This is a genomic window from Micromonospora ureilytica, from assembly GCF_015751765.1.
Classification (GTDB): domain Bacteria; phylum Actinomycetota; class Actinomycetes; order Mycobacteriales; family Micromonosporaceae; genus Micromonospora; species Micromonospora ureilytica.
This window is the reverse complement of sequence record NZ_JADOTX010000001.1, coordinates 4,244,214-4,266,041: the sequence shown is the minus strand read 5'-3', so window position 1 is coordinate 4,266,041 and position 21,828 is coordinate 4,244,214. Positions and strand designations below refer to the sequence as shown.

General features: G+C 69.3%; 22 protein-coding genes. 7 read left to right on the top strand and 15 right to left on the bottom strand.

What is annotated here, in order from left to right:
- Positions 1-9: 9 nt before the first annotated feature.
- Genes IW248_RS19185 through IW248_RS19175 form a run of 3 tightly spaced genes read right to left on the bottom strand, consistent with a single transcriptional unit; the run spans position 10 to position 3,520 of the window.
- Positions 10-2,103, bottom strand: coding sequence for a CotH kinase family protein (locus IW248_RS19185; protein ID WP_196930268.1), 2,094 nt, complete (start codon positions 2,101-2,103; stop codon positions 10-12).
- Positions 2,100-2,921 (bottom strand): polyphosphate polymerase domain-containing protein, encoded by an 822-nt coding sequence (locus tag IW248_RS19180; protein WP_196928092.1) that lies wholly within the window; start codon positions 2,919-2,921, stop codon positions 2,100-2,102. The genes IW248_RS19185 and IW248_RS19180 overlap by 4 nt, the downstream gene beginning before the upstream one ends.
- Positions 2,918-3,520 (bottom strand): DUF4956 domain-containing protein, encoded by a 603-nt coding sequence (locus IW248_RS19175; protein WP_196928091.1) that lies wholly within the window; start codon positions 3,518-3,520, stop codon positions 2,918-2,920. The genes IW248_RS19180 and IW248_RS19175 overlap by 4 nt, the downstream gene beginning before the upstream one ends.
- 1,057 nt (positions 3,521-4,577) lie before the next feature.
- Here IW248_RS19175 and IW248_RS19170 point away from each other — a divergent pair.
- Positions 4,578-7,250 carry a ricin-type beta-trefoil lectin domain protein gene (locus IW248_RS19170; protein WP_231396354.1) on the top strand — a complete coding sequence of 891 codons (2,673 nt, stop codon included), beginning with the start codon at positions 4,578-4,580 and terminating at the stop codon, positions 7,248-7,250.
- 44 nt (positions 7,251-7,294) lie between these two features.
- On the opposite strand, the gene IW248_RS33145 is transcribed toward IW248_RS19170, so the two are convergent.
- Both IW248_RS33145 and IW248_RS19160 read right to left on the bottom strand, forming a co-directional pair.
- Positions 7,295-8,485 (bottom strand): DUF1996 domain-containing protein, encoded by a 1,191-nt coding sequence (locus IW248_RS33145; RefSeq protein ID WP_196928089.1) that lies wholly within the window; start codon positions 8,483-8,485, stop codon positions 7,295-7,297.
- A 189-nt stretch (positions 8,486-8,674) separates the two neighbouring features.
- On the bottom strand, positions 8,675-8,986 hold the full coding sequence (locus IW248_RS19160) for an amphi-Trp domain-containing protein (protein ID WP_196928088.1): 312 nt from the start codon (positions 8,984-8,986) through the stop codon (positions 8,675-8,677).
- Between the two features lie 145 nt (positions 8,987-9,131).
- Here IW248_RS19160 and IW248_RS19155 point away from each other — a divergent pair, with 145 nt between their 5' ends.
- Together IW248_RS19155 and IW248_RS19150 are read left to right on the top strand one after the other, a co-directional pair.
- Positions 9,132-9,428: a DUF6582 domain-containing protein gene (locus IW248_RS19155; protein WP_124817598.1), complete on the top strand. Its 297-nt coding sequence runs from the start codon at positions 9,132-9,134 to the stop codon at positions 9,426-9,428.
- A gap of 64 nt (positions 9,429-9,492) precedes the next feature.
- Positions 9,493-10,707 (top strand): FUSC family protein, encoded by a 1,215-nt coding sequence (locus IW248_RS19150; RefSeq protein WP_196928087.1) that lies wholly within the window; start codon positions 9,493-9,495, stop codon positions 10,705-10,707.
- Between the two features lie 6 nt (positions 10,708-10,713).
- Here IW248_RS19150 and IW248_RS19145 read toward each other — a convergent pair whose 3' ends face one another.
- Complete coding sequence (locus IW248_RS19145) at positions 10,714-11,139, bottom strand: VOC family protein (protein WP_196928086.1); 426 nt, start codon at positions 11,137-11,139, stop codon at positions 10,714-10,716.
- 165 nt (positions 11,140-11,304) lie between these two features.
- Here IW248_RS19145 and IW248_RS19140 point away from each other — a divergent pair, with 165 nt between their 5' ends.
- Entirely contained in the window at positions 11,305-13,125 is a 1,821-nt protein-coding gene (locus IW248_RS19140) for a glycoside hydrolase family 15 protein (RefSeq protein WP_196928085.1), read from the top strand.
- A gap of 17 nt (positions 13,126-13,142) precedes the next feature.
- On the opposite strand, the gene IW248_RS19135 is transcribed toward IW248_RS19140, so the two are convergent.
- Entirely contained in the window at positions 13,143-13,982 is an 840-nt protein-coding gene (locus IW248_RS19135) for a DUF72 domain-containing protein (RefSeq protein WP_504739303.1), read from the bottom strand.
- Between the two features lie 99 nt (positions 13,983-14,081).
- Here IW248_RS19135 and IW248_RS19130 point away from each other — a divergent pair, with 99 nt between their 5' ends.
- Together IW248_RS19130 and IW248_RS19125 are read left to right on the top strand one after the other, a co-directional pair.
- Positions 14,082-15,092 carry a glycosyltransferase gene (locus tag IW248_RS19130; RefSeq protein WP_196928084.1) on the top strand — a complete coding sequence of 337 codons (1,011 nt, stop codon included), beginning with the start codon at positions 14,082-14,084 and terminating at the stop codon, positions 15,090-15,092.
- Between the two features lie 51 nt (positions 15,093-15,143).
- Positions 15,144-15,872 carry a Clp protease N-terminal domain-containing protein gene (locus IW248_RS19125; RefSeq protein ID WP_196928083.1) on the top strand — a complete coding sequence of 243 codons (729 nt, stop codon included), beginning with the start codon at positions 15,144-15,146 and terminating at the stop codon, positions 15,870-15,872.
- Positions 15,873-15,882: 10 nt separating this feature from the next.
- Here IW248_RS19125 and IW248_RS19120 read toward each other — a convergent pair whose 3' ends face one another.
- The 4 genes from IW248_RS19120 to IW248_RS19105 form a co-directional block, all read right to left on the bottom strand.
- Entirely contained in the window at positions 15,883-16,401 is a 519-nt protein-coding gene (locus IW248_RS19120; RefSeq protein ID WP_196928082.1) for a hypothetical protein, read from the bottom strand.
- A gap of 111 nt (positions 16,402-16,512) precedes the next feature.
- Entirely contained in the window at positions 16,513-16,932 is a 420-nt protein-coding gene (locus IW248_RS19115) for a PIN domain nuclease (protein ID WP_196928081.1), read from the bottom strand.
- Positions 16,932-17,186: a type II toxin-antitoxin system VapB family antitoxin gene (locus IW248_RS19110; protein WP_196928080.1), complete on the bottom strand. Its 255-nt coding sequence runs from the start codon at positions 17,184-17,186 to the stop codon at positions 16,932-16,934. Before IW248_RS19110 ends, IW248_RS19115 begins: the two co-directional genes overlap by 1 nt.
- A gap of 62 nt (positions 17,187-17,248) precedes the next feature.
- Positions 17,249-17,443 (bottom strand): hypothetical protein, encoded by a 195-nt coding sequence (locus tag IW248_RS19105; protein WP_196928079.1) that lies wholly within the window; start codon positions 17,441-17,443, stop codon positions 17,249-17,251.
- Between the two features lie 170 nt (positions 17,444-17,613).
- On the opposite strand from IW248_RS19105, the gene IW248_RS19100 reads away from it, so the two are divergent.
- Positions 17,614-18,276: a GNAT family N-acetyltransferase gene (locus tag IW248_RS19100; protein ID WP_196928078.1), complete on the top strand. Its 663-nt coding sequence runs from the start codon at positions 17,614-17,616 to the stop codon at positions 18,274-18,276.
- Positions 18,277-18,499: 223 nt separating this feature from the next.
- Here the strand turns inward: IW248_RS19100 and IW248_RS19095 are convergent, their stop codons facing one another.
- The 4 genes from IW248_RS19095 to IW248_RS19080 form a co-directional block, all read right to left on the bottom strand.
- A complete protein-coding gene (locus IW248_RS19095) occupies positions 18,500-19,198 on the bottom strand; it encodes a TetR/AcrR family transcriptional regulator (protein WP_196928077.1) in 699 nt (232 codons plus the stop codon).
- Positions 19,161-19,655 (bottom strand): thiol-disulfide oxidoreductase DCC family protein, encoded by a 495-nt coding sequence (locus tag IW248_RS19090; protein WP_196928076.1) that lies wholly within the window; start codon positions 19,653-19,655, stop codon positions 19,161-19,163. The genes IW248_RS19095 and IW248_RS19090 overlap by 38 nt, the downstream gene beginning before the upstream one ends.
- Positions 19,652-20,209, bottom strand: coding sequence for a hypothetical protein (locus IW248_RS19085; protein ID WP_196928075.1), 558 nt, complete (start codon positions 20,207-20,209; stop codon positions 19,652-19,654). Before IW248_RS19085 ends, IW248_RS19090 begins: the two co-directional genes overlap by 4 nt.
- 132 nt (positions 20,210-20,341) lie before the next feature.
- Positions 20,342-21,796, bottom strand: a complete 1,455-nt coding sequence (locus IW248_RS19080; RefSeq protein WP_196928074.1) for a glycoside hydrolase family 3 N-terminal domain-containing protein — start codon at positions 21,794-21,796, stop codon at positions 20,342-20,344.
- Positions 21,797-21,828 lie beyond the last annotated feature (32 nt).

Sequence of the window (21,828 nt, the reverse complement as noted above, 5' to 3'; positions counted from 1 at the left end):
TGTGGTTGGTCAGCTCGCCGTGCAGGTCAGCGACGGTGTACTGGGTGTGCCGGTGGACGAGCCGAGGAACCCGAACGCGGTGCTGGCGCCGGCGCCGAGCGCGCCGTTGTAGGCGACGTTGCGGGCGGTGACCGCGGATCCCTGACTCGTGACTGTCGCGTTCCATGCCTGGGTGACGCTCTGGCCGCTGGAGAAGGTCCACGTCACGGTCCAGTTGCTGATCGCGGAGGTTCCCGCGGTGACCCGCACCTCGCCCTGGAAGCCGCCGGTCCACTGGCTGGTCACCGCGTACGTCGCGGTGCAGCCGGCCGTGGGCGGCGGCGTGGTCGGCGGCGGAGTGGTGGGCGGCGGCGTGGTCGGCGGCGGCGTGGTGGGCGGCGGGGTGGTGACGGACCCACCCCAGCCGGCGGTGGAGTCCAGCCAGGCGGTGCGTCGCAGCATCCAGTCCCGCATGACCTGGACCTGCCCCTGCCAGGTGGGCGAGGTCGGGGTACGGAAGAAGCTGACCGTCGGCGACGTCAGGTTGGGCCAGCGTTGGAAGTTGCGCTGGGCCGCGTTGGTCAGCGGGGTCGCGAGAGTGTTGATCCGGGTCTGGAGCGCGGCGTCGGAGAGCAGGCCCCGTCGCAGCGTCTGCCAGCGTGATCGGGCCTGGTTGACGAAAGCGGGGTCGCGCAGCAACTGGGCGAACCAGTCGTTGGCCGACGGCTGCCGGGTCTGCTGGTGCTGCCAGCCCGACACCTGGTCATTGGCGAAGAAGCCACCGACGCCGAAGCTGAGGTCGAAGTCCCACAGCGGACCCGCGAAGATCTTGCTGTCCCGGTCCTTGTAGAAGTGCGAGCTACGGACGTACGCGTCCATCTCCCGGCTCAGCTCGTTGACGATCATGAGGTCGATGAAGGAGTCGACATCGATGTACTTGCGGTATCCGGTGTTCGGGTCGGCGAAGTTCGACGAGTGCAGCACGTCGTTGAACTCCTGGAGGTGACCGCGCAGCCAGTCCCGTTGCTGCGGTTGCAGGGGCGACGGGTCGGCAACTTCGAGGTAGTTCCAACAGGTGGCGGCCGGCCCGGTGCACGGCAACGTGGGCTCCTCGGCCGCCATCCACTCGAACTTCCAGATGTACCCGCCCTGGATCTTCGGCAGGGTCACGTCGTCCTCATCCAACTGCTTGAGGTCGAGGCGGTCCTTGGAGTTCTTGATCGTCTCCATGAACATGTAGACGCCCATGTAGTCACCGGCACCCACGGGTGCGGCGTCCGTGTTGAGATAGAACTCGGCGAACGCGTAGCGCGGAGCCGGCAGCCCCATCTCGCGTCCGAGGTCGTAGACGAGCGCCTCCCGGATCAGCGCCTTGTCGGGGAACGGGCCGCGCAACACCCAGTCGGAGTCGGCGGGCATGCCCAACACCGGGTAGTCGGCGTCGTCGTTCTCGTTGTCCCAGAACTCGACGCGGAACGGCGTCTTCTCGAACGTCGCGGACGAGTTGCCGCGCAGCCGGAATCCCGCTCGGGTGCTGAGCGTCGGCGTGGCCGCCAGCGACGTGGTGCCGCCGCCTGTCGGTTCGAAGATCATGGTGGTGGCGTCGAAATACTCACGGTCTGGCCGGCCCGCACCGTACGAGTCGATCAGTACCACCGGCAGGTCGTGGGCGGTGGTGACGTTCTGCGCGGTGTACATGGCGGTGCCGGGCGCACCCGTTGGCGTCTGACCGACGAACGCCTGTGCCCGCAACTGGGTGGTGCGGGTGAAGCGCAGCGCGGAGCCGGAATAGAGCGACGACTGGGCGGTGGGCGGCTGCCCGTTGGTGGTGTAGCGGATCTGGGCGCCGCTGACCGTACTGCTCAGCGTCACCGCCACCTCTCCCCGGAAGGTGCCGCTGGGAACGGAGAAGACGATGTCGCCGATCAGGTCGTCCGCCGCGGCCGGTGCGGCGGCGGCTTGGGTGCGTTCGGTGACGGGTCGGGTGGCCTGGGTGGTGGCGACGGGTTCGGCGCCCACCGGTGGCGAAGACACCACGAGCAGGCTTGCGACGAACACGGTGGCGGCGGCGATCCCGGCGGCACGAAGGGCCGCCGCCGGAAGACGGGTGTTGTGGGTGGTCATGCGCACGATGCCTCCTGTTCTGATCGGGTGGGAACTGTCAACTCCAGGAGCGCCGAGGACGGGTCGGCGCGGAAATGGCGGCGTAGCGTCCGTCGCCACGGCACGTCTGGGAGGTCCAGGCGGAGCGCCGCGAGACCTGTGGCGTACTTCGAGATGCGTACCGGCCGGGTCCCGCGCTGCCACAGCACGCGGTCGACCAGCGAGGGGGCCGAGGTGGTCTTGGTCTCGACCACGGCGATGCCGGGCAGTCGGAGTGCGCGGTCACCGTCCTGCCAGGTGAGCCCCGTGTCGATGGTGACCCGGCTCGCTGTCGCCGGCAGCAGCAGAGTGGAGCGACGGTAGCTGGTGACCAGCACCGGCTCCAGCGGGCTGCCGGCGAGGTTGGACAGGATCGACTCCCGATCGAGCACATCGTCGACGAACCCGCGTCCGGACCTGACGGTGCGGCGGTCCTCGGCGAGATACGGCAGTCGGTGCTTGGTGACCCGTCCGCGCGCTCCGCTGATCTTCACCTCCAGCCAGCACTGAGCCGAGTCGAGGTAGGTCCGGGTCCGTACCTTGAAGCGCCTGCGCCGCCGGTACGCGGCGCAGTGGTAGCTGGCCAGACAGGGCGTGTCGAAGTACACGGACTCGTACCGGAAGGTGCGCTCGCCATCGATGTCCAGCACCCGGGCGTACGGGGTGAGCTGGTCCAGCAGGTGCGGCAGCTCGTCCACCGCGATCACGTACTTGCGGTCCACCCTGCACTGCAGCGCCGCTCGGTCGATCACCTCGGCGAGTGCGATCGGCGCCAGCCTCGCCAGCGGTGGGGCGGTCATCGGAGCGCCCCGGCCCGGGCCGACTTGCTGGTGCCGGTCGCCGCGCTGCGCCGAGCGACCGAGTATCGGACGTCGACCACTGTGGTCTCGTTGACCATGTCGAGCCGCTGGACGATGGCGTTGTGCACCCGGGCATTGAGCAACTGCTCCAGCTGGGCGACGAGAGCGACGTGATCGGTGACGGCGGAGTCGAGCACCATGATCTGGTGCCGGTAGTGCCGGAGCAGCCGTCGGTGGTCACCGACGAACATCACCGCGACGATGAGTGCCATCAGGCCCCCGCTGAGCCAGACCGACGTGGTGCTGAGTGCGCCGAGAATGCCCAGCGCGAGAGCCGAGAAGTAGTACGCCACCTCGTGCTGGTCGAGCTCCGTCGACCGGAGTCGGATGATGGAGAGCACCCCGAACAACGCCAGCCCCAGCCCCAGCCCGGCACCGACGTCGCTGGCGCTCAGCGCGCTCGCCACCGCGAGGACACCGACGTTGACCCCCAGGTAGGCGACGACCAGGTCGCGCCGGCGGTGCCGCGGGAAGTAGAGCCCGAAGACGAGCAGCGCCACCGCGCAGATGTCGATCGCGAACAGGACGAGCTGCGACATCGCTGGTATTCCTCCTGGTTCGCTGCCGGAGCGGACCGACGCCAGGCCGCCGTCGCTGCGTGGCGACCTGCGGAAGGTGGCCGGCCTCCGGATTACTTTTCGGTAAACTTTCGGTATTTCGTTGGTGACTGTAAGCAGAACATCAATCGAAGTCAATGTGTGATCGGTGCCCACGTTCAGGTCCCTTGGCCGCTCGATGGGGGTCCACTGCCCTTGACGTGGGCAGGCGGAGGACGCTGGCTCAGGTCGTGAGGTCGCCGAAACTTTCGGAGCCTTTCGGGGTCAACGGCAGCGGGCCGTCGTCGGTCGGCTGGTGCGGCGTCCCGAATGAGCGGGGCCGGTGGGGGTGGGTTGATCGTCGGCCCGACCCAGGGCGGCCGCTGAGTCTCTCGTGACGGCGACGTGGGCGGAGTTCAGTACTGCGGTCCTTTGGAGTTGATGCCGCAAACGAATCAGGCGCCAGGACCGTGCGGGAGTGGTCTCGCGAGGGGGCGCGGCGAGGGGGTGCCGTGTGGCGATGTGTCGCGAGGAGTGCCGCGTGGCGATGGTGTCGCGGAGGGTCGCGCGAAGGGGTCGCGCGGCGGTGGTGTCGCGAGGGATCGCATGTGCCGGTGATGTCGTAAACGATTCAGCTCCAAAGGAGCGCTGACGCAGACCCGCCACCTCAGGACGCAGCCCGGCTGGCGGCGCGAGTGGTAGCCCTCCTGCACGTGTGGTTGGTGGGCCTCGGCGGCGAGGCCCGCGCGGTCCCCCGTCCCCGTGGATTCGTCGGACGACGCGGGTGGGGGCGTGCGGTCAGGCTGGCTGATCTGCCCGATCCGGGGGCATTTCTACATAGACGCCCCCCAATTGCCAGTTGCATTCGTCAGACGTGTGACCTACGCTCCCAGTAAGAATTTCGGGGCGGTTAACAAAGAGTGCGGTCGGGGCGACGGAAGTCCCCGCCGGCCCTTAGTGGCGTCGCTGTTCCGTACTCGTCGCTCGATACGCACTTTGGGCACCACATCGACGACCAGTGAGAGGAACAGACGTGAAGTCAGCCATATCCACCGCTCGAATGTCAGTGTTGGCGGTGGCGGCGCTTGTCGCCGCCACACTGCCGGCCGTGCTGACCAACCAGCTGCCGGCATCGGCCGCGGTCCAGGCGACCTACTATGTCGCTCCCGACGGTAACGACGCCAACCCGGGGACCCTGCAATCGCCGTTCAAGACGGTTGAACGCGCGCGGGACGTGGTTCGCACGATAAATTCGACAATGAGCGGTGACATCAACGTGTATCTCCGCGGCGGGAGATACCCGGTCACCAGCACCGTCGAGTTCGGTGCCAGCGACTCCGGCAACAACGGGTTCCGGGTCGCCTACGCTGCCTATCCCGGCGAGACGCCGGTCCTCGACGGCGGTGTCCAGGTGACCGGATGGTCCCAGCACAGCGGCAATATCTGGAAGGCGCCACTGGACCGCGCCAACAAACTGCGGGCGCTCTACGTCAATGACAAGCGCGCTTTGATGGCGTCGAAGACGATCAGCTCGGCGGGCTGCTACGGGACGTACAACATCACCGCCAACCAGGCCGCCTGGGCGTGGGAGTCGGGGTCGCAGTGTGACGGCGCAAAATACAGCCTGAACGATTTTCCTGCCGTCGCCCGCAACCAGGACGACATCGAGATCGAGACGGGCACGACCTGGACCACGGCCATCGTGGGCGTCCGCCAGGTGACCACGAGTTCCGACGGCGCGAACCGGGTCGCCCTCTTCCAGCAGCCCGGTGCGGCGATCGCCCAGGGTTCGTTCAACGGCAACGCCCAGGTGGGCGGCACGCACAAGCTCATGAACGCCTACGAGTTCCTCGACGCGCCCGGTGAGTTCTACTTCGACAAGGGCACCAAGACGGTCTACTACTACAAGGCCAGTGCCGAGAACATGTCGACAGCGACGGTCTACGCGCCGAACAACGTCACCACAGTGCTGCGGGTCGCCGGCACCTCGACGAGCAGCCACGCGCGCAACATCACGTTCTCCGGCCTGACGGTGCAGCACTCCGACTGGAACCTGGTCAACGTCGCCGGCTCGGTCCTCAAGCAGGCGCAGCAGGGCAATCTGAGCGCGAACGTGTACGCCAAGGGCAACTTCCACGTCTACCACTACCGCAACGTCGACGTGGTTCCCGGCATCGTCCAGGTGCAGAACGCCGACGGGATCCTCCTGCAACGCAACCGGATCCAACACACCGGTGCCGACGGGATCAGCATGGTCAACGACGTGCAGGGCACACAGTTGATCGGCAACCACACCAACGACATCGCCGGCTCCGCGATCCTCGTGGGCCATCCGCAACACGTCTACATCGGAGACGGCACGTCGACCAACCGGGAGAAGTACTCCGCGTCGGTCGAGGGGCTGCCGAAGAACATCGACATCAAGAACAACTACCTCTACGACAGCGCGGTCCTGTTCAACGGGCACAGCCCCATCTCGGCCTACTTCGCCGACACCCTCACCATCCAGCACAACCGGATCGAGAAGACCCCATGGTCCGGCATTACGCTCGGCTGGGGCTGGTGGAACTTCGACGGATCGTCGGGCTCGATCGTGCCGAACCGGCCGACCACGACGGCGCGAAACAACACCATCAGCTACAACCACATCATCGACACGGTGCAGCGTCTCAGCGACACGGCCCCCATCTACACGCTTGGTAGTCAGCCCGGTACCACCATCACCAACAACTACCTCCAGGGTGTTCCGTCGGGCCACAAGTACGGACTGCACCCGGACGAGGGGTCGGCGTTCATCACGTTCCGCGACAACGTGTTGAGCATCGACAAGAACGTCACCTGGATGATTAACTCGGACGACTTCGGGCGGAAGCACGATCTGAGCATCACGCAGATCTACGGCCCGATCAACAAGGTCTCGAACAAGAACCTGCCGAACAGCACGGTGGCTGACATCATCGTCTCCTCCGACTATGTCTGGCCGGCGACGGCGTACGGCATCGCCGCGAATTCCGGCCTTGAGGACGCGTACCGGGACATCATTCCGGCGAGCAATTTCTCCGCGCCGAACTACGTGCTGCCGGCCAGCACCTTCGTCGCCAGTGCCACGGCGTCGATTCCGATCCGGAGCATCGGTGACGCCACCAAGTCGGTCTGGTTGGCCCCGTACGGCACGACCAGCTTCACCGCCGGGGCGACGATGACCAGGGCGGCCGGCACCGCCACGTCCATCGCCGTGCCGACCACCCAGGGCGAGTACCGGCTCTACGTCGTCGACGCCCAGGGCAACCGGTCGGTCGAGTCGACATCGATCGTCCGGCAGCAGCAGGGCGGCGGCGGTACGGGGAACGGGCAACTCGTGGGTGCCCAGTCCGGTCGCTGTGCCGAGGTGCCCAACTCCTCCACCACCAACGGCACCCAGACCCAGCTCTGGGACTGCTCCAGCGCCGCCAACCAGCGGTGGACCCAGAGCGCCAGCAAGCAGTTGACCGTGTACGGCAACAAGTGCCTGGACGCCTCCGGGGCCGGCACGGCCAACGGCACCGCGGTCATCATCTGGGACTGCCACGGTGGGCTCAACCAGCAGTGGAACGTCAACAGCAACGGCACCGTGACGAACGCCCAGTCCGGGCTCTGCCTCGACGCCAACGGCGCCGCCACCGCCAACGGCACCAAGCTCATCCTCTGGTCCTGCAACGGCGGCACGAACCAGCGGTGGACGCTGCGTAGCTGACCCGACCAGACCCCGGGGCCAGGCCGACACGGGCCTGGCCCCGGCTACTTCTGGTAGCCGTAGTTGTCGCAGGTCCGGCGTCCCTGGACGCAGTTCCTGGTGCGCTTGTTCATGGTGTTGACGTCCCACATCACGAACGCGTCGCCGTGCATCGACGAGGCGCTCTTGCCCTCCTTGTCGGAGGAGAGGTAGTAGCCCGCCGGGGTGCCCTTCGCCGGGTACTGGATGTCGAAGGTGATCGCCGGGATCCGGACCGGGTGGCTGGTCGGGCAGGAGTTGCTGCTGCCGTACGCCACATGGTCCTTGTGGTTGGGGCTGTCCAGGTGCTTGCCGTCCCAGCAGTCCGGGAACTGCATCATGAAGTGCAGCGTCGCGTCGCCCCCGCAGATCGGCCAGTTGCCGTTGGTGCTGCGGGCGATGCCGTCGAGGTCACCGGGCCCGTAGAAGGCGCAGTAGAACTGGCCGGTCGCGCCGCGTGGTGTGGGCTTCTTCTTCTTTGCGTCGCCGGAGATCATGCGCAGGCCGTTGGGCATCGGCATCTGGCCTGTCGAGTTCTTGGCGAGCGAGCGGTAGTAGACCCGGAATCCGGTGGTCTCGACCGGCTTTCCCGTCGCGTTGTCGTAGAGCGTCGGCACCCAGTAGGCGGAGTGGTCCTGGACCGGCTTGCAGGAGGTGGCCGTGAACTTCGTCAGGTCCCCGGCGACGGTGTTCGCGTCGACTGCCTTGTTGCCGACGAACGAGTGCATGTGTGACGCGCCGGGTAGGCCGGGGGCGACGATCGGGTCGTCCGGTAGCCGGTGGCTGTACTGGCAGTCGGCCCGGAACTCCGGGAGGTTACCCACGCCGGCCGGGACGGGGTCGACCTTCAACGCCCGGTAGGCGTCGGCCTGCGTCTTCCAGGCCGCCCGATCGACCGGAACCCAACCGGTTGCGGGAACCTTCGGCGCGGCAGCGGTCGACGGCGTCGCCCCGGGCGACGGGGTCGTGGAGGCCGACGGGGTCGCGGAGGCCGGCACTGTCGCGCCGGGCGAAGCTGGCTGCCCGGCCGGTGACGGCGGGTATTCGAGGGCGTTGGCCGCGTTCGACGGCTCGGGCTGCGCCGCGCCGCTGCCCAGGTACACACCCCCCGCCGCGATGACGACTACGGCCGCCGCGCCGAGGGTTACGCCCAGCCGGTGGCGGGCGAGCCAGCCAGGAACGCGATGACGTGACGGCGGCGGGCCTTCGTACGACACGTGTCACTCCCAACGAGGAGACGCCAGGATGACCCGAGCGGCCACGGCCGCCGAATGGTAGGCGCTTGCAGCCCACGCTCGGAAGGTCTTTAAACCTTCCTTAAAGTACGCGGGCTTCCCGCGTCCGTGGGTACCGTCCGCCGGATTCGACGGACGGTACCCACGCCCGATCTCGGGTCGGCGCCGTCGCTAGGAGGCGGCGTGCGGCGTGGCGTCGGTCGGCTCGGCGGCCTCGTCGTCAGTCGAGGGCTCTTCCTCGTCCGCCACCTTGACGCGCGCGGGCTCGGTCCAGGAGAACTCGATCTCGACGGAAACCTCCGTTTCGTTCTCCCGTTCGATCTCCAGCTCGCAGCGCACCGTGTCCGCGACCGTCACCGCACCTGCCGCGCCGTAGAAGAGCCGCCCATCAGACTCCAGTTGGTGGGCCAGCTGACGCAGCCAGGCGGCCAGGTCGGAGCGTGACACCGTACGGGCGTCCTCGTAGATATCCATGTCGGCCATGCTCTCACTCCACAAAGGACAACATGGGAAGGGCTTCGGCTTCGTGTGGCCCGACCGGCATGATATGGATCTTGTTCGGTGTCGATCGTCCGGAAAATGTCGGCTTCGGAGGTGCTGCCGGACAGCGTGCGGGTAATGCTGGGCGATGAAGGCAACCTGGAAGCCCCACGAGAAGCACGGCACCCTGTCGGACAAGGACAAGCGCGAGCTGCCGGAGAGCGTCTTCGCGTTCCCCGAGAAGCGCAAGGAACCGATGACCGATGCGGGCCACGTCCGCAATGCCATCGCCCGGTTCGACCAGGTGCAGGGCGTCACCGACAAGGACCGCGACCTGGCCTTTCAGAACATCCTCGCCGCCGCCAAGCACTACGGTGTCGACGTCGCCGAGACGAACTGGCGTCAACTCGGCAAACTCCCGCACACGCCGAACCCCGCCCACTGACCGACACTCACACGATTCGGCTCACCAGCCGGATAGGTACGCCTTCGCTGGGTAAACGGCGCGGATGCCCGCCAAGCAGGAGCCGGCAGCTGACGACGACCCGCCCCCGCACCGGGTGTCCCGGGTCGACCGAACCTGGGCCGGCCTCCGCGAGCGGGTGGGGCACGGCTTGCGCTCCCGCGCCTGGCGGTTTCGCCTCTTCGGGCTGCTCGCCGTGCAGGCCGGCGTCGCGGCGACGATTGCCTGGTTCGTGGGGTACCAGTTCCTGGACAATCCCGCCCCGGTGCTCGCGCCCACCACAGCTGTCGGCATCGTGGCCGCCGCGATGGGCTCGCGCCTGCGGCGCACCGTCGAGCTGCTGGTCGGAGTCGTCCTTGGGCTCGCCGTCGGTGACGCGCTCATGCCGTTGTTCGGCATCGGGGCCTGGCAGACCGGCGTGGTCGTCGTACTGGCGATCATCGTCGCCATTCTGCTCAAGGGCGGTGGCTCCCTGCTCACCCAGGCTGGCGGCACCGCGGTGCTGATCGCCACCCTGGAACCGCCCGTGCGGGACCTGTCCGTCCCTCGCTTCGTCGACGCCGCGGTCGGCGGGGTGGTCGGGTTGGCGGTCGGTCTGTTGCTGGTGCCCATCCACCCGCAGCGGACCGTGCGGCGTCTGGCCGAACCCGTCCTCGACCCGGCCATCACCGCCATGCACGATCTGGCCGCGGCGCTGCGCCTTCGGGATGTTGACGGCGCCCAGCGGAGCCTTGACGCGTTACGCGGCCTCGGCTCCCGGCTGACCGTGCTTGACGAGGGGCTCGGCGCCGCACAGGAGGTGGTGCGACTGGCGCCACTGCGCTGGCGGGAGCGCCCATCCCTGGCCTACTACACCGGTGCCGTCCGACATATGGAACGCACCCTGTACAGCATGCGCGCGATCGCGAGGAGGCTCACCAGGGCCCTGCGGGACGGCGAACCGGTGCCGGAGGAGTTTCCCGGCGCCATCGACCTGCTGGCCGACAGCGTGCAGACGCTGCGCTGCGCGATCCGCGCGCGGGCCGAGCCGCAACAGGCGCGCCAGCAGATCCTGACGGCCGTCGAGCTGGTCGGAAAGGCGCAGGGACCCGCCGCGTCGGATCCCACCCGCCCGCACACCCACCGGCTGGGCTACTCGGGCATGATCGCCGCCGGTGACTTCCGCACGTCGGCACACGACCTGCTGATGGCCAGCGGGCTGAACGCCGACGAAGCGGCAGCATTGGTGCGGCGGACGGCGGACCGGGACGAGTGGGACTGAACCGCGTCAGGTCGCCTTCAGCGAGGCGAGGACGTCGAGGTAGTGCGGATTCTTCATGACGCCCAGCACGTTGCCGAACGGGTCGACCACCGCCGCGGTGATGAACCCCTCGTCCCCGTGCGGAGTGATCGGCTGGTACTCCGTGGCACCCATCGCCAACAGTCGCTCGACTGTCGCGTCGAGGTCGTCGACGTACCAGTGCATGACCACGCCGCCCGGCCCGGTGGCCGCGCCGGCCGGTGCGTACCTGCGGTCGATGATGCCCAGCTCGGCCTGGTAGTCCCCGATGCGGAACTCGGTGTAGGCCGGGCGTCCGTCGGGGCCGGGACGCATGAAGTACGCCTCGACGCCAAGGAAGTCCGCGTACCAGGCAGTCGCCGCTGCCACGTCGTCCGCCCAGATGTTCAGTGTGGCAAATCCTCGCAGGCTCATCAGGTGTCCTCTCGTCGATGTCGTTGGTGTTGACGCTATCGACGATTGCGGAAGGTCCGCTTCCGCAATGGGCTGGGGGTCTTGACGATGTTGAGCCGTGGCCCGCATTTTTCGTCCTCGGCCGGGTAGTCGCCGCCATTGCCGGCACGGATGGCGGGGGATGGCGTGGAGAGCTACCCGGCAGTCGAGAACCACGGTCTGATCGGTGATCTGCAGACCGCGGCGTTGATCAGCACGGACGGCACTGTCGACTGGTTCTGCGCGCCCCGCTTCGACTCGCCGAGCGTCTTCGGCGCCCTGCTGGATCGCCGCAACGGTGGCCATTTCCAGCTCTCGCCCCACGGTGTCGACTACACGAGCAAGCAGCTCTACCTGCCCGGTACGCCAATCCTGATCACCCGCTTCCACAGCGCCGACGGTGTCGGTGAGCTGTTGGACTTCATGCCCGTCACCGGTGCGCAGGCCACCGACCGGCACCGGTTGATCCGGCTGGTCCGGATGGTCCGGGGGACCATGCAGTTCCGCTTCCACTGCCACCCACGGTTCAACTATGGGCGCGATCCGTACGAGCTGGAGGTGCACCCCGAGGGCGATGTCTTCCGGAGCGCGACGATGAGCTTCACCCTCGCCGCCTTCAAGAACTCGGTCCGCGAGTTCGACACGAGGGACATCAAACGTGACGCCGAGGGCGTGTCCGCGTCGTTCACGCTGCACGCCGGCGACATCGGCGGGGTGGTCCTGGAGACGGCCTGCCCGCACGCGCCCCGAGCACTCAGTACTGACGAGGCGTGCGAGCTGCTCGCCGAGACCCGCGACCACTGGCGGCGGTGGGTGGGCGGTTCCCGCTACAAGGGCCGCTGGCGGGAGGTGGTCGAGCGCTCGGCGATGACCCTCAAGCTGATGACGTACGCGCCGACCGGCGCCCTGGTCGCCGCGCCCACCGCCGGGCTGCCCGAGCAGATCGGCGGGCAGCGGAACTGGGACTACCGCTACACCTGGATCCGGGACGCGTCCTTCTCGGTGCACGCGCTGCTGCGCCTGGGCTTCACCGACGAGGCCGAGAAGTATCTGCTCTGGCTCGACGCGCGTATCCGGGAGGCACGCGACGGCAACCTGCCCCTGCAGATCATGTACCGCATCGACGGCTCACCGGACCTCCCCGAGGAGGTGCTGGGTCACCTGGAGGGGTACCGCGGCTCCGCGCCGGTGCGGATCGGCAACGGCGCTGCGGGGCAACTCCAACTCGACATCTACGGCGAGGCGCTCGTCGCGTTGGAGCTCGCCGACCGCAACGGGCTGATCCCGCCGTACGAGGGGTGGCGCAAGACGGCCGGCCTGATGGACTGGCTCTGCGCGCACTGGGACCAGCCCGAGGACGGCATCTGGGAGACCCGTTCCGGTCGGCAGGACTTCACCTACGGTCGGGTGTTGTCCTGGGTCGCGCTGGACCGGGCCATCCGCATCGCGCGACGTCGGGGCCGCCCCGGCGACATCGCCCGCTGGTCGGCCGAACGTGACGCCATCTACCAGCAGGTGATGACTCGTGGGTTCAACCAGGAACGTCGCGCCTTCGTGCAGCACTACGGGTCCGACATCCTGGACGCGTCGCTGCTGGCGATGCCGGGGCTGAACTTCATCTCGCCGACCGACCCGATGTGGGAGTCGACGCTGCGGGCGATGGACAGCGGCCTGGTCTCCGACAGCCTGGTCTACCGCTACGACCCGAGCGCCTCGCCGGACGGTCTCGCCGGCACCGAGGGCACCTTCAACATGTGCACCTTCTGGTACGTGCAGGCGCTCGCTCTGGCCGGCCGGATCGACGACGCCCGGTTGACCTTCGAGAAGATGCTCACCTACAGCAACCCGCTCGGCCTCTACTCCGAGGAGATCGCGCCGACCGGTGAGCAGATCGGTAACTTCCCGCAGGCGTTCAGCCACCTCTCGCTGATCAGCACGGCAGCCCACCTCGACGACCTGCTTGATTAGCAGGCTGACGTGTCCCGTCAGAACAACGTCAGCGGCTCGACCGGGATTGGCTGGGGCAACGCGTCGAGCCCGGGTACGCGTGCCCGTACCTCGTCGTGGAACCGGCGGGCGAGCACCGGCGCGTCGGCGTTGTCCGGGGTGTGGATGAACATCGTCGGCGAGCGCCCCTCGCGTAGCCAGGTGACTGTCACGTCGATCCAGCGCTGCCACCCCTCGGTCGTGCGCGTCGGGTCGTCACGGCCGAGGTAGCGGACGATCGGCCGGTCGGTCAGCGCGACGGACCGGAGCGGCACGCGCGGCTTCTTGGTCCAGGCGTCCCGCTCCGCGTCGCTGGTCGGCGGGCTGGCGAAGAAGGCCGTCGTGTCGAAGGGGATCCACTCGGCGTCGGCGGCGCCGAGTGTCGCCCCGAGCAGTCGGGCCGCGCGGGCGTCGGTGAAGAACGCGGGATGGCGGACCTCCACCGCGTACCTGTGGGACTGCGGAAGCTGCGCGAGGAAGCGGCCCAGGGCCGGGACGTCGGCGGGCGCGAACGAGCCGGGCAGTTGGATCCAGAGGGCGTGGGCGCGCGGGCCGAGCGGCTCGATGGCGTCCAGGAAGGCGCGCAGCGGTTCGCCGACGTCGGTGAGCCGGCGTTCGTGCGTGATGACCTTGGGGAGCTTGAGGACGAACCGGAAGTCCGGATCCGTCTGCGCCGCCCACGAGGCGACCGTGTCCCTGGCCGGGGTCGCGTAGAACGTCGTGTTGCCCTCCACGGCGTCGCACCAACTGGCGTAGTGCCGCAGGCGCTCCGTGGGTGGTAGCCGGTGGCCCGGCCATGACCGGTGGCTCCACATGGCGCACCCCACGTGCAGACGCATGACCGCCCTTCCCGCCGGTGACCGCGCTCGACCGGAGCCCACCGTATACGGCCAGCGGACCCGACCGGGCCCACGGTGGGGCAGGTAGGGTCCGACGCCATGCGTGTGCTGTTCGCCAGTCTTGCGTCCGTCGGTCACACCTATCCGCTGATCCCGCTGGCGATCGCCGCCCGGGATGCCGGGCACGAGGTCCACTTCGCCGCCGGTCCGGAGGTGCACGCGCCACTCGCCGCGCACGGCCTGCGGCCGTTCCGCCCCGGCGACGCCTTCTACGAGGTGTACGCCGAGGATCTCGCACCGGAGCTGACGCGGCTGCGGCCCGACCTGGTGGTGCACGAGTGGGGGCTGCCGGGGGCGGCCGTGGCGGCTCGTCGGGCCGGGATACCGGGTCTGTGGCACGGGTTCGGCCGGATGTTTCCCGAGGGCATCGGCCTGGAACTCCCCACCAGGAACGCCGAGGCCGTCGGCCGGCCGCACCTGGACATCTGGCCGCCCTCGCTGCAGGACAAGGGCTTCCTCGCCACCGAACGTCGGATCGAGCTGCGACCGGTCGCCTTCTCGACACCCGCCCCGCTGCCCGAACTGGTGAACCGTCGGACGTCCCAACCGTTGATCTATCTGACCCTCGGCACCGCGTTCGGCACGCCGGAGCTGCTCCGCACGGCCATCGCCGGTCTGGCGACGCTGGACGCGCAGGTGGTGGTCGCGGCCGGCCGGGTGCCGGTGGAACAGCTTGGCGAGATCCCCGACCAGGTCAGCGTGCACCAGTGGGTGTCGCAGGCGGAGTTGCTGCCGCTCGTCGACGCGGTGGTGCACCACGGGGGCAGCGGCACCACCCTCGGCGCGCTCGCCGCTGGCGTACCCCAGTTGATGTTGCCGCAGGGCGCGGACCAGTTCGCCAACGCCGACACGCTCGCCGCCGCCGGTGTCGCGCTGCGGCTCCTTCCCGGCCAGGTGGAGGCGTACGCCATCGCCGAGCAGGTGCACCGGCTGCTGCCGCGGCAGGGCAACGCTGAGCAGCGCGACGCGGCCCGAGCGGTCGCCGAGGAGATCGCCGCCATGCCGTCCCCGGCGGCGGTAGCCCAGCTGCTGCCGGAGTACGCCGGCTGAATTCGTCAACTCAGGGTTGACGAGGCGGATGCGTCAACCTATGGTTGACGCATGACAGATCCTCTCCAGATCGGTAACACCGTCAAGCTCGACGACCTGATCCAGGCGATCAAGAAGGCGCACACCGACGCGCTCGACCAACTCACCGACGCGGTCATCGCCGGCGATCACCTCGGCGAGGTGGCCGACCATCTGATCGGACACTTCGTCGACCAGGCCCGGCGCTCGGGCGCCTCCTGGACCGACATCGGCCGCAGCATGGGGGTCACCAAGCAGGCCGCCCAGAAGCGCTTCGTGCCGAAGGCGACCGACACCGCGGCGCTCGACCCCAACGCCGGCTTCGGCCGGTTCACCCCTCGCGCCCGCAACGTGGTGATGGCCTCGCAGGAGGAGGCCCGAGCCAACGGCAACGCCGAGATCGGCCCCGGGCACCTGGTGCTGGGCCTGCTGGCCGAGCCGGAGGGGCTGGCCGCCAGGGTGATGGCTGGTCGGGGCGCCACCGCCGAGGCGGTACGGGAGGCGGTCGGTGCCGTCCTCCCACCGCGGGTCGAGCAGGTTCCGGACCTCATCCCGTACGACGCGCGCGCCAAGAAGGCGTTGGAGCTGACCTTCCGGGAGGCGCTGCGCCTCGGGCACAACTACATCGGCACCGAGCACATCCTGCTCGCCCTGCTGGAGCAGGAGGACGGCGCCGGCGTGCTCACCAACCTCGGCCTGGACAAGGCGGCGGTCGAGGGCGACCTGGCCGCCGCTCTCGCCGCCGCCGTCGGGAAGAAGTGAGAACCCGGGGTCAGGAAACGTCAGGAAAGCCGTAGCGCAGGGCGTGCTCCGGATCGGCAGGGTCGATCTGGCGTACGCCCGCGTCGGCGAGGCGCTTGTTGACCTCGTCGAGTTGCTCGCGCACCAGGCGGGCCTCCTCCTCGGTGACCCGGCCCCGGTGTGGCTTGCCGGCGTGGTCCAGCGTGCCGTAGTCGATCTTCTCGGTGCTCCTGCGGGCCTTGGGTGGGCGGACCCGCTCGGCCGTCTTCAACAGCTGCGCCATCGGCACGTCGGTGGCCATCGCGTCGAACTCGCTGGCGGTCAACACCACTCGACGGGGCTCGCCGCCACCGTGCCGGTCGTGGATCTCCACCACCGCCACGTCCAGCGCGGCGTCGTCGATGTTCTCCACCTCGCCCGGGGTGGCGTCCAACTGCACGGGCCCGGCGACCAGGTCCGGGTGCTCCAGCACGACGATGCGGACCACCTCGTCGTCCTGCTGCAGAACCGTGCCGGTGAAGTCGGAGACGTGGATCGTCTTCTTGCCCATGCGCGGAGCTTCTCCTGTCGTAGGCCGGGATGGCGGACCACAAGAAATTACCCGACAGGTGTGCGAAAGCCGCCGCTGGACCTCCTCCGGTGTGTCGCCCCGAGGCGAACGTCAGAGGCTGCCCTTTGGTGCCACCCACTCGGTGGGCTGGCCGGTGACAGCGCTTATGCGGTCGTAGTCGGCGTCGTAGTGCAGGACGGTCGCGCCGTGCTCTTCGGCGGTCGCCGCGATGATCAGATCGGGCAGCCGGAAGTTGCGGTGCTGACTCTCGGCCGCGAGTAGGCGATGGACCGCCATGGCGCGGTCCATCGCCGCTGTCGACACGTCAATCCAGCGACCCCCGCGTAGTGCCTGCCAGAGGATCTCGTACCCCTTTTGGTGGGGTGCGTTGTTGAGGTATTCCAGGCTGGTCATGTGGCAGGCGGCGAGCCGCCCCTCGGCCAGGAGCGTCTCGAAGCGCCGCCGGACCGACGCGTGACGACCCTGCAGCACGTAGACCGAGGTGTCCGCGAGATAGATCTGACCAGCCATCAGGCCGCCTCGGCGTCGCGCGCCTGCTCGGTAAGCGAGTCCAGGTCGCGACCGCCGCCGTAGCGCCAGGCGTCCACCGACCCGGAAAAGTCCATCTCCACCTGATCGAACGCGGCAACAATCTCGCGAGCCTGCCGGCGTACGGCGAACGCGTGCAGGGCGGCATTGATTGTGGCCACCTTGGTGTCGGTGCCAAGCACATCCTTCGCGGCGTCCAGCCACTCGTCGTTCACGTCCACGGTGATGCGAGTCATGGCACGACGATACACCAAATCTTCTGGCAGAAGGGCACCATGCATGGGCGGATCTTGGTGCGTCAGTGATTGTTCAGGCGGTGCCTACCCGAGCTGTCGACGGACAGCTTGTTCAACCCGGCCCAGGACAGGGCTCCGCCGCCGATCGTGCGAGGGTTCCGGTAGCGCGGCTGGGGCGGATTGCCTCCGACGGCATCCGCCGCCTGCCAGAGTCGCTCGGGGTTTTGCTGGTAGTTGTCGCTCGGCTGAATCAGCATGCGTTCACCGTCCCAAACAAAGGTGTCCAGATATGGAAATACATATGACGGTCAATTCGAGCGGCCGGTTCCCGCACCCCCGGCCCACTCGGCCCTGACGTATCCCGCGCCCGCCCTGCCGTCCGGCGCGTACGGTGATCCACGACGCGTCGGGTGACGGGGAGGTGCGCATGATCGACCGGCGACTCCACCTGCACCTGGCCAGCTGGCTCGGCCAGTGGCCGGCCGGGCCGGGGTTGCACGTGGTGGCCTCGCAGCGACGGGCCCAACCGGCCTGGGACGGTCGGCTGCGCCCCGCGCTCGCCGTGGACACCGGGCAGAGCGCCGTGCTCTCCGTGGCGCCGGATCGTGTGGCGGCGATCCGCGCGTTGACTCGCCGTGCGCCGGCTCGGCTCCTCGCCGCACTGCCGGACGCCGTCGGCCGGCCCGAATTCTGCGTGCACGACGGCCCCTTCCGGTGGAGCCTTGCGCCCGCGCCGCTGCCCGACGTGGGGGAGTGGACCGAGTCGAGCGCTCCCGGGCTGCCGCCGTGGCTGCGACTCTTCGACCGGCCGGTGCTGGTGGTCCGTGACCCGGACGGCGCCTACCTGGCCGGTGCCGGGATCAAACGGCACGACGCGTACGGGCACGAGTTGGCAGTCGGCACGGTGCGGGCCGCCCAGGGGCGCGGCCTCGCCCGTCGGCTGGTGGCCCAGGCGGCGCGGCGGGTGCTCGACGAGGGGGCGGTGCCCACCTACCTGCACGAGCGGGACAATCAGGCCTCGGCCCGGGTCGCCGATGCCGCCGGTTTCCCGGACCGGGGCTGGCGCGCGTACGGGGTCTATCCGCGCTGAGCGGGCATTTGGGGCGCGGACCGTGGATCCCGGGCCGGATCCACGGTCCGCAACCTCCCCCCAGGCCCCGGTTCCGGGTGTAGCGGCCCCCGCTGTGGGCGAGCCGCTACGTGTCGATCACGCTACGTATCTGAGCGGCTTGGGGCAAGGCTGGAGCTGTCGGTTCGGAGTGTCGAAAAGTGGACTTGACCTGCTTCTTCGCCGACCGATGGTGCCGGCCGGGTCAGTGACGGAGCGTGCGAATCAGGTCGAGCACCTGTCGGGTCACCGGGCGGAGGACCCGAAGCCGGGACAGCGCCACGAGCCGGTCGATGAGCGGTACGGCCCCGTCGATCAGCTGGCGGGTCTTGGTCTGGCCCGGCGAGCGGTCGTGCACCCAGTAGAGGATCACGCCCATGTGGGCGAGCCAGAGCAGCTCGGGCAGCTGTGGGCGCAGCTCGGCGTCGACAGTGGCCGTCGAGCCCGTCAACACCTCGCCGAAGAGCTCGATGGCGGCCTGTCGGGGGCCGGCGGACTCCGCGGAGAAGGGGCTCAACGGGGAGGTGGGCTCGGCCGCCGTCTTGAAGAAGGTCGCCGCGAACCCGTGTGAGGGCGTCAACACGTCGATCCCCGCGTGCAGCACTCCGGCGAGCCGGGGGCCAAACGCCTCCTCCCGATCGAGTACGGGCTGCGCTGCGGCCCGGTGCTCGACCTGGGACTGGGCGTAGAACTCCTGGATCAGGTGGTCCTTGGAAGCGAAGTAGTAGTAGGCGTTGCCGACCGCCACGCCGGCCTCCTGCGCGATCGCCCGCATGGTGGTCTGGGCGTATCCGCGTTCGCGGAACAGCCGCATCGCGGTGTCCCGGATCAGCTGCCGGGTCTGCTCGCCTCGGGCGGTGGCAGGGTCACCCGCAGTGGTCGTCTGCGCAGGCTGCTCGGTCATCGGGGTCACCGTATCCCGGCGGTTCGTCGGTCGGCTCGGCCCACGGGTCGCGGATCCGCTCCCGGATCGCCGAGGCGGCGGCCACCGTCTGCCGGGCGAGGGGCAGCAGGTGCGGTCGGGCCAGCCGCTCGGCCGTGGACCGATGGTCGGTCAGTGCCCAGAGACAGGCGAACCAGGCGCCGTCGCCCGCGTACACCTCGCCGGTGTCGGCGATCACTGTGAGGTCGCGCAGCGTCGCCTCGTGGTCCAGGCCGGGGAAGCGCCGCCGGGCCTCGGCAGACCCGGCCGGCACGAACTCCAGGGGTACGAGCTGGGCGCGGGACGACAACCAGCGGCGGGCGGCGCGGCAGAGCGGGCAGGCCGCGTCGAACAGGACGGTGAACCCCCGGACCCCACCGCCGGAGTGTGCGGTGGGGTCCGGAAGCCGACCGACGCCACCGGTCGGGGGCACGGTCATCGGTTCGGTGGGTTGCTCGTCGGGCCGGCACCCGGCTGTGGTCCGGCCGGCTGCGGACCTGCCGGCTGTGGTCCGGCCGCGTGGGGTCCGGCCGAATATCCGCCGGTCGGCTGGGGTCCTCCCGGGTACGCGCCGACCAACTGCGCTCCGGGTGGGGCGGACGGCATGGGGAGTCGGCCGATCGGGGCGATCGGAGGGTGGGTGGCGAGCTGGCGGAGTCGGTTTCGGCGGTAGCGGCCGAGCGCGAAGACGTTGAAGAAGTGCAGCGCGCCGAGTACCAGCAGCACCAAGCCGATCTTGAGAGACAGCTCCTCCATGGCCTGGCTGGTCGAATCGATTGGGTCGGAGTGCTTCATCGCCACTGTGACGTAGCCGAGGTTGAGCAGGTAGAAGCCGACCACCAGGAGGCTGTTGACCGCTCGGGCGAGTCGTTCCTCGGCGAACACCTCCTCCAGGAACACCTGCCCGTTGCGGGACAGCGCTCGCGCCACCCAGATGGTCAGGCCGACGCTGACCGCGAGGTAGATCACGTACATCCAGACCTTGATGTCCATGGTGGACGCCCTTCTTGAACGTGTTCAACTACCGATGTCATCAGCCTAGGGCGGATATTGAACATGTTCAAGAAGGTGCGACGAGTGACAGTGGACACTCAGGAGCGAAGCCCGGCCGGAGAACGCCGTGGCTCAGCCGGCCAGGCCCAGCACCTCGGCCGCCGCGCGTCCGTTGGCGTGACTCGCACCGTAGGTGGTGACGAAGGCGCGGACGCCCGTCGGCCGCCACTGTGCCGGCCAGCCCATCTCCACCACGGTCACCGGGTGCTGGGCTGCCAGGTCGGCGATCAGTTCCGGGCCGCCGGGCAGCCGGTGCAGGTGTCGCCCGACAAGCACGATGGGGCGTTCACCGGCCAGCTCGCGCAGCGTCGCCGGATCGGTCTCGGTGGCGATCACCCGGATCTCCGACACCCCGTCCAGGTGTGGACCGAGGCCCCACGGCACTCGACCCTCGGCGATCGTCGACTCGGTGTGCAGTTGCACCACAAGCGGCTGGTGCAGGCCGGTGAGCAGGCCGTCCACCCGGACCGCTCGGCGCGCTGCCGCGTACCCCAGCTCGGTGTCCCCGGTGGCCGGCGACCCGCCGGCGGCCCGGGTCCAGGCGGCGAGGTCGGCGGCGCGGCCGGCCGCCTCCTCCACCCGCGCCCTCGCGAGCCGGCCGTCGGCGAGCGCGTCGACGATCTCGGCGGCCACCCGCTCGACCAACTCGGCGTCGACAGTCGCGCCGATGCAGAGCAGGTCGGCGCCCGCGCTCAGCGCCCGGACCGCGGCCGGCCCGACGCCGCCGGCCGCCACCGCGGCACCCTTCATCTCCAGCGCGTCGGTGATGACGGTGCCGGTGAAGCCGTACTCGGTGCGCAGCAGGTCGACAAGGACGGCCCGGCTGAAGGTGGCCGGGTCGGCGCCGGTGAGCGCCGGCACCCGGATGTGCGCGGTCATCACGGCGCGCGCTCCGGCGGCGACGACGGCCGCGAACGGCGGTAGGTCCCGCTGACGGAGCAGGCTCAGCGGAGCGTCCACTGTGGGCAGCTCGTGGTGGGAGTCGGTGACGGTGGCGCCGTGCCCGGGGAAGTGCTTGGCGCAGGCGGCCACGCCGGCGGCCTGCAATCCCGCCACGGCGGCGGCCGAGTGGGCGGCCACCCGCACCGGATCCGCGCCGAAGGACCGGGTGCCGATCACCGGGTTGTCGTCGGCGGTGTTGACGTCGACAGTGGGGGCGAGGTTGACGGTGATGCCGAGCGCGGCCAGTTCGGCGCCGATCGACTGGTAGACCCGTCGGGTGAGCGCCACGTCGCCGATCGCCCCGAGGGCGGCGTTGCCGGGGTACGGGCTGCCGGTGGCGTGCGCCAGCCGGGTCACGTCGCCGCCCTCCTCGTCGATGGCGATCAGCGCGTCCGGCCGGCCGGCGCGCAGCGCGGCGGTGCTCGCCGCCACCTGCGCGGGGTCGTGCACGTTGGTGCCGAACAGGGTGTGCCCGGCCAACCCGTCGGCCAGCAGGTCGACAGCCCAGTCCGGCGGGACCGGTCCCGGGTACGCGGCGAGGAGCGTGCCCAGCGCCAGCCGGCGCAGTCCTGGATCCAACCCCACGTGATCTTCCCCCTTCGGTGCCCCGCGGGTAC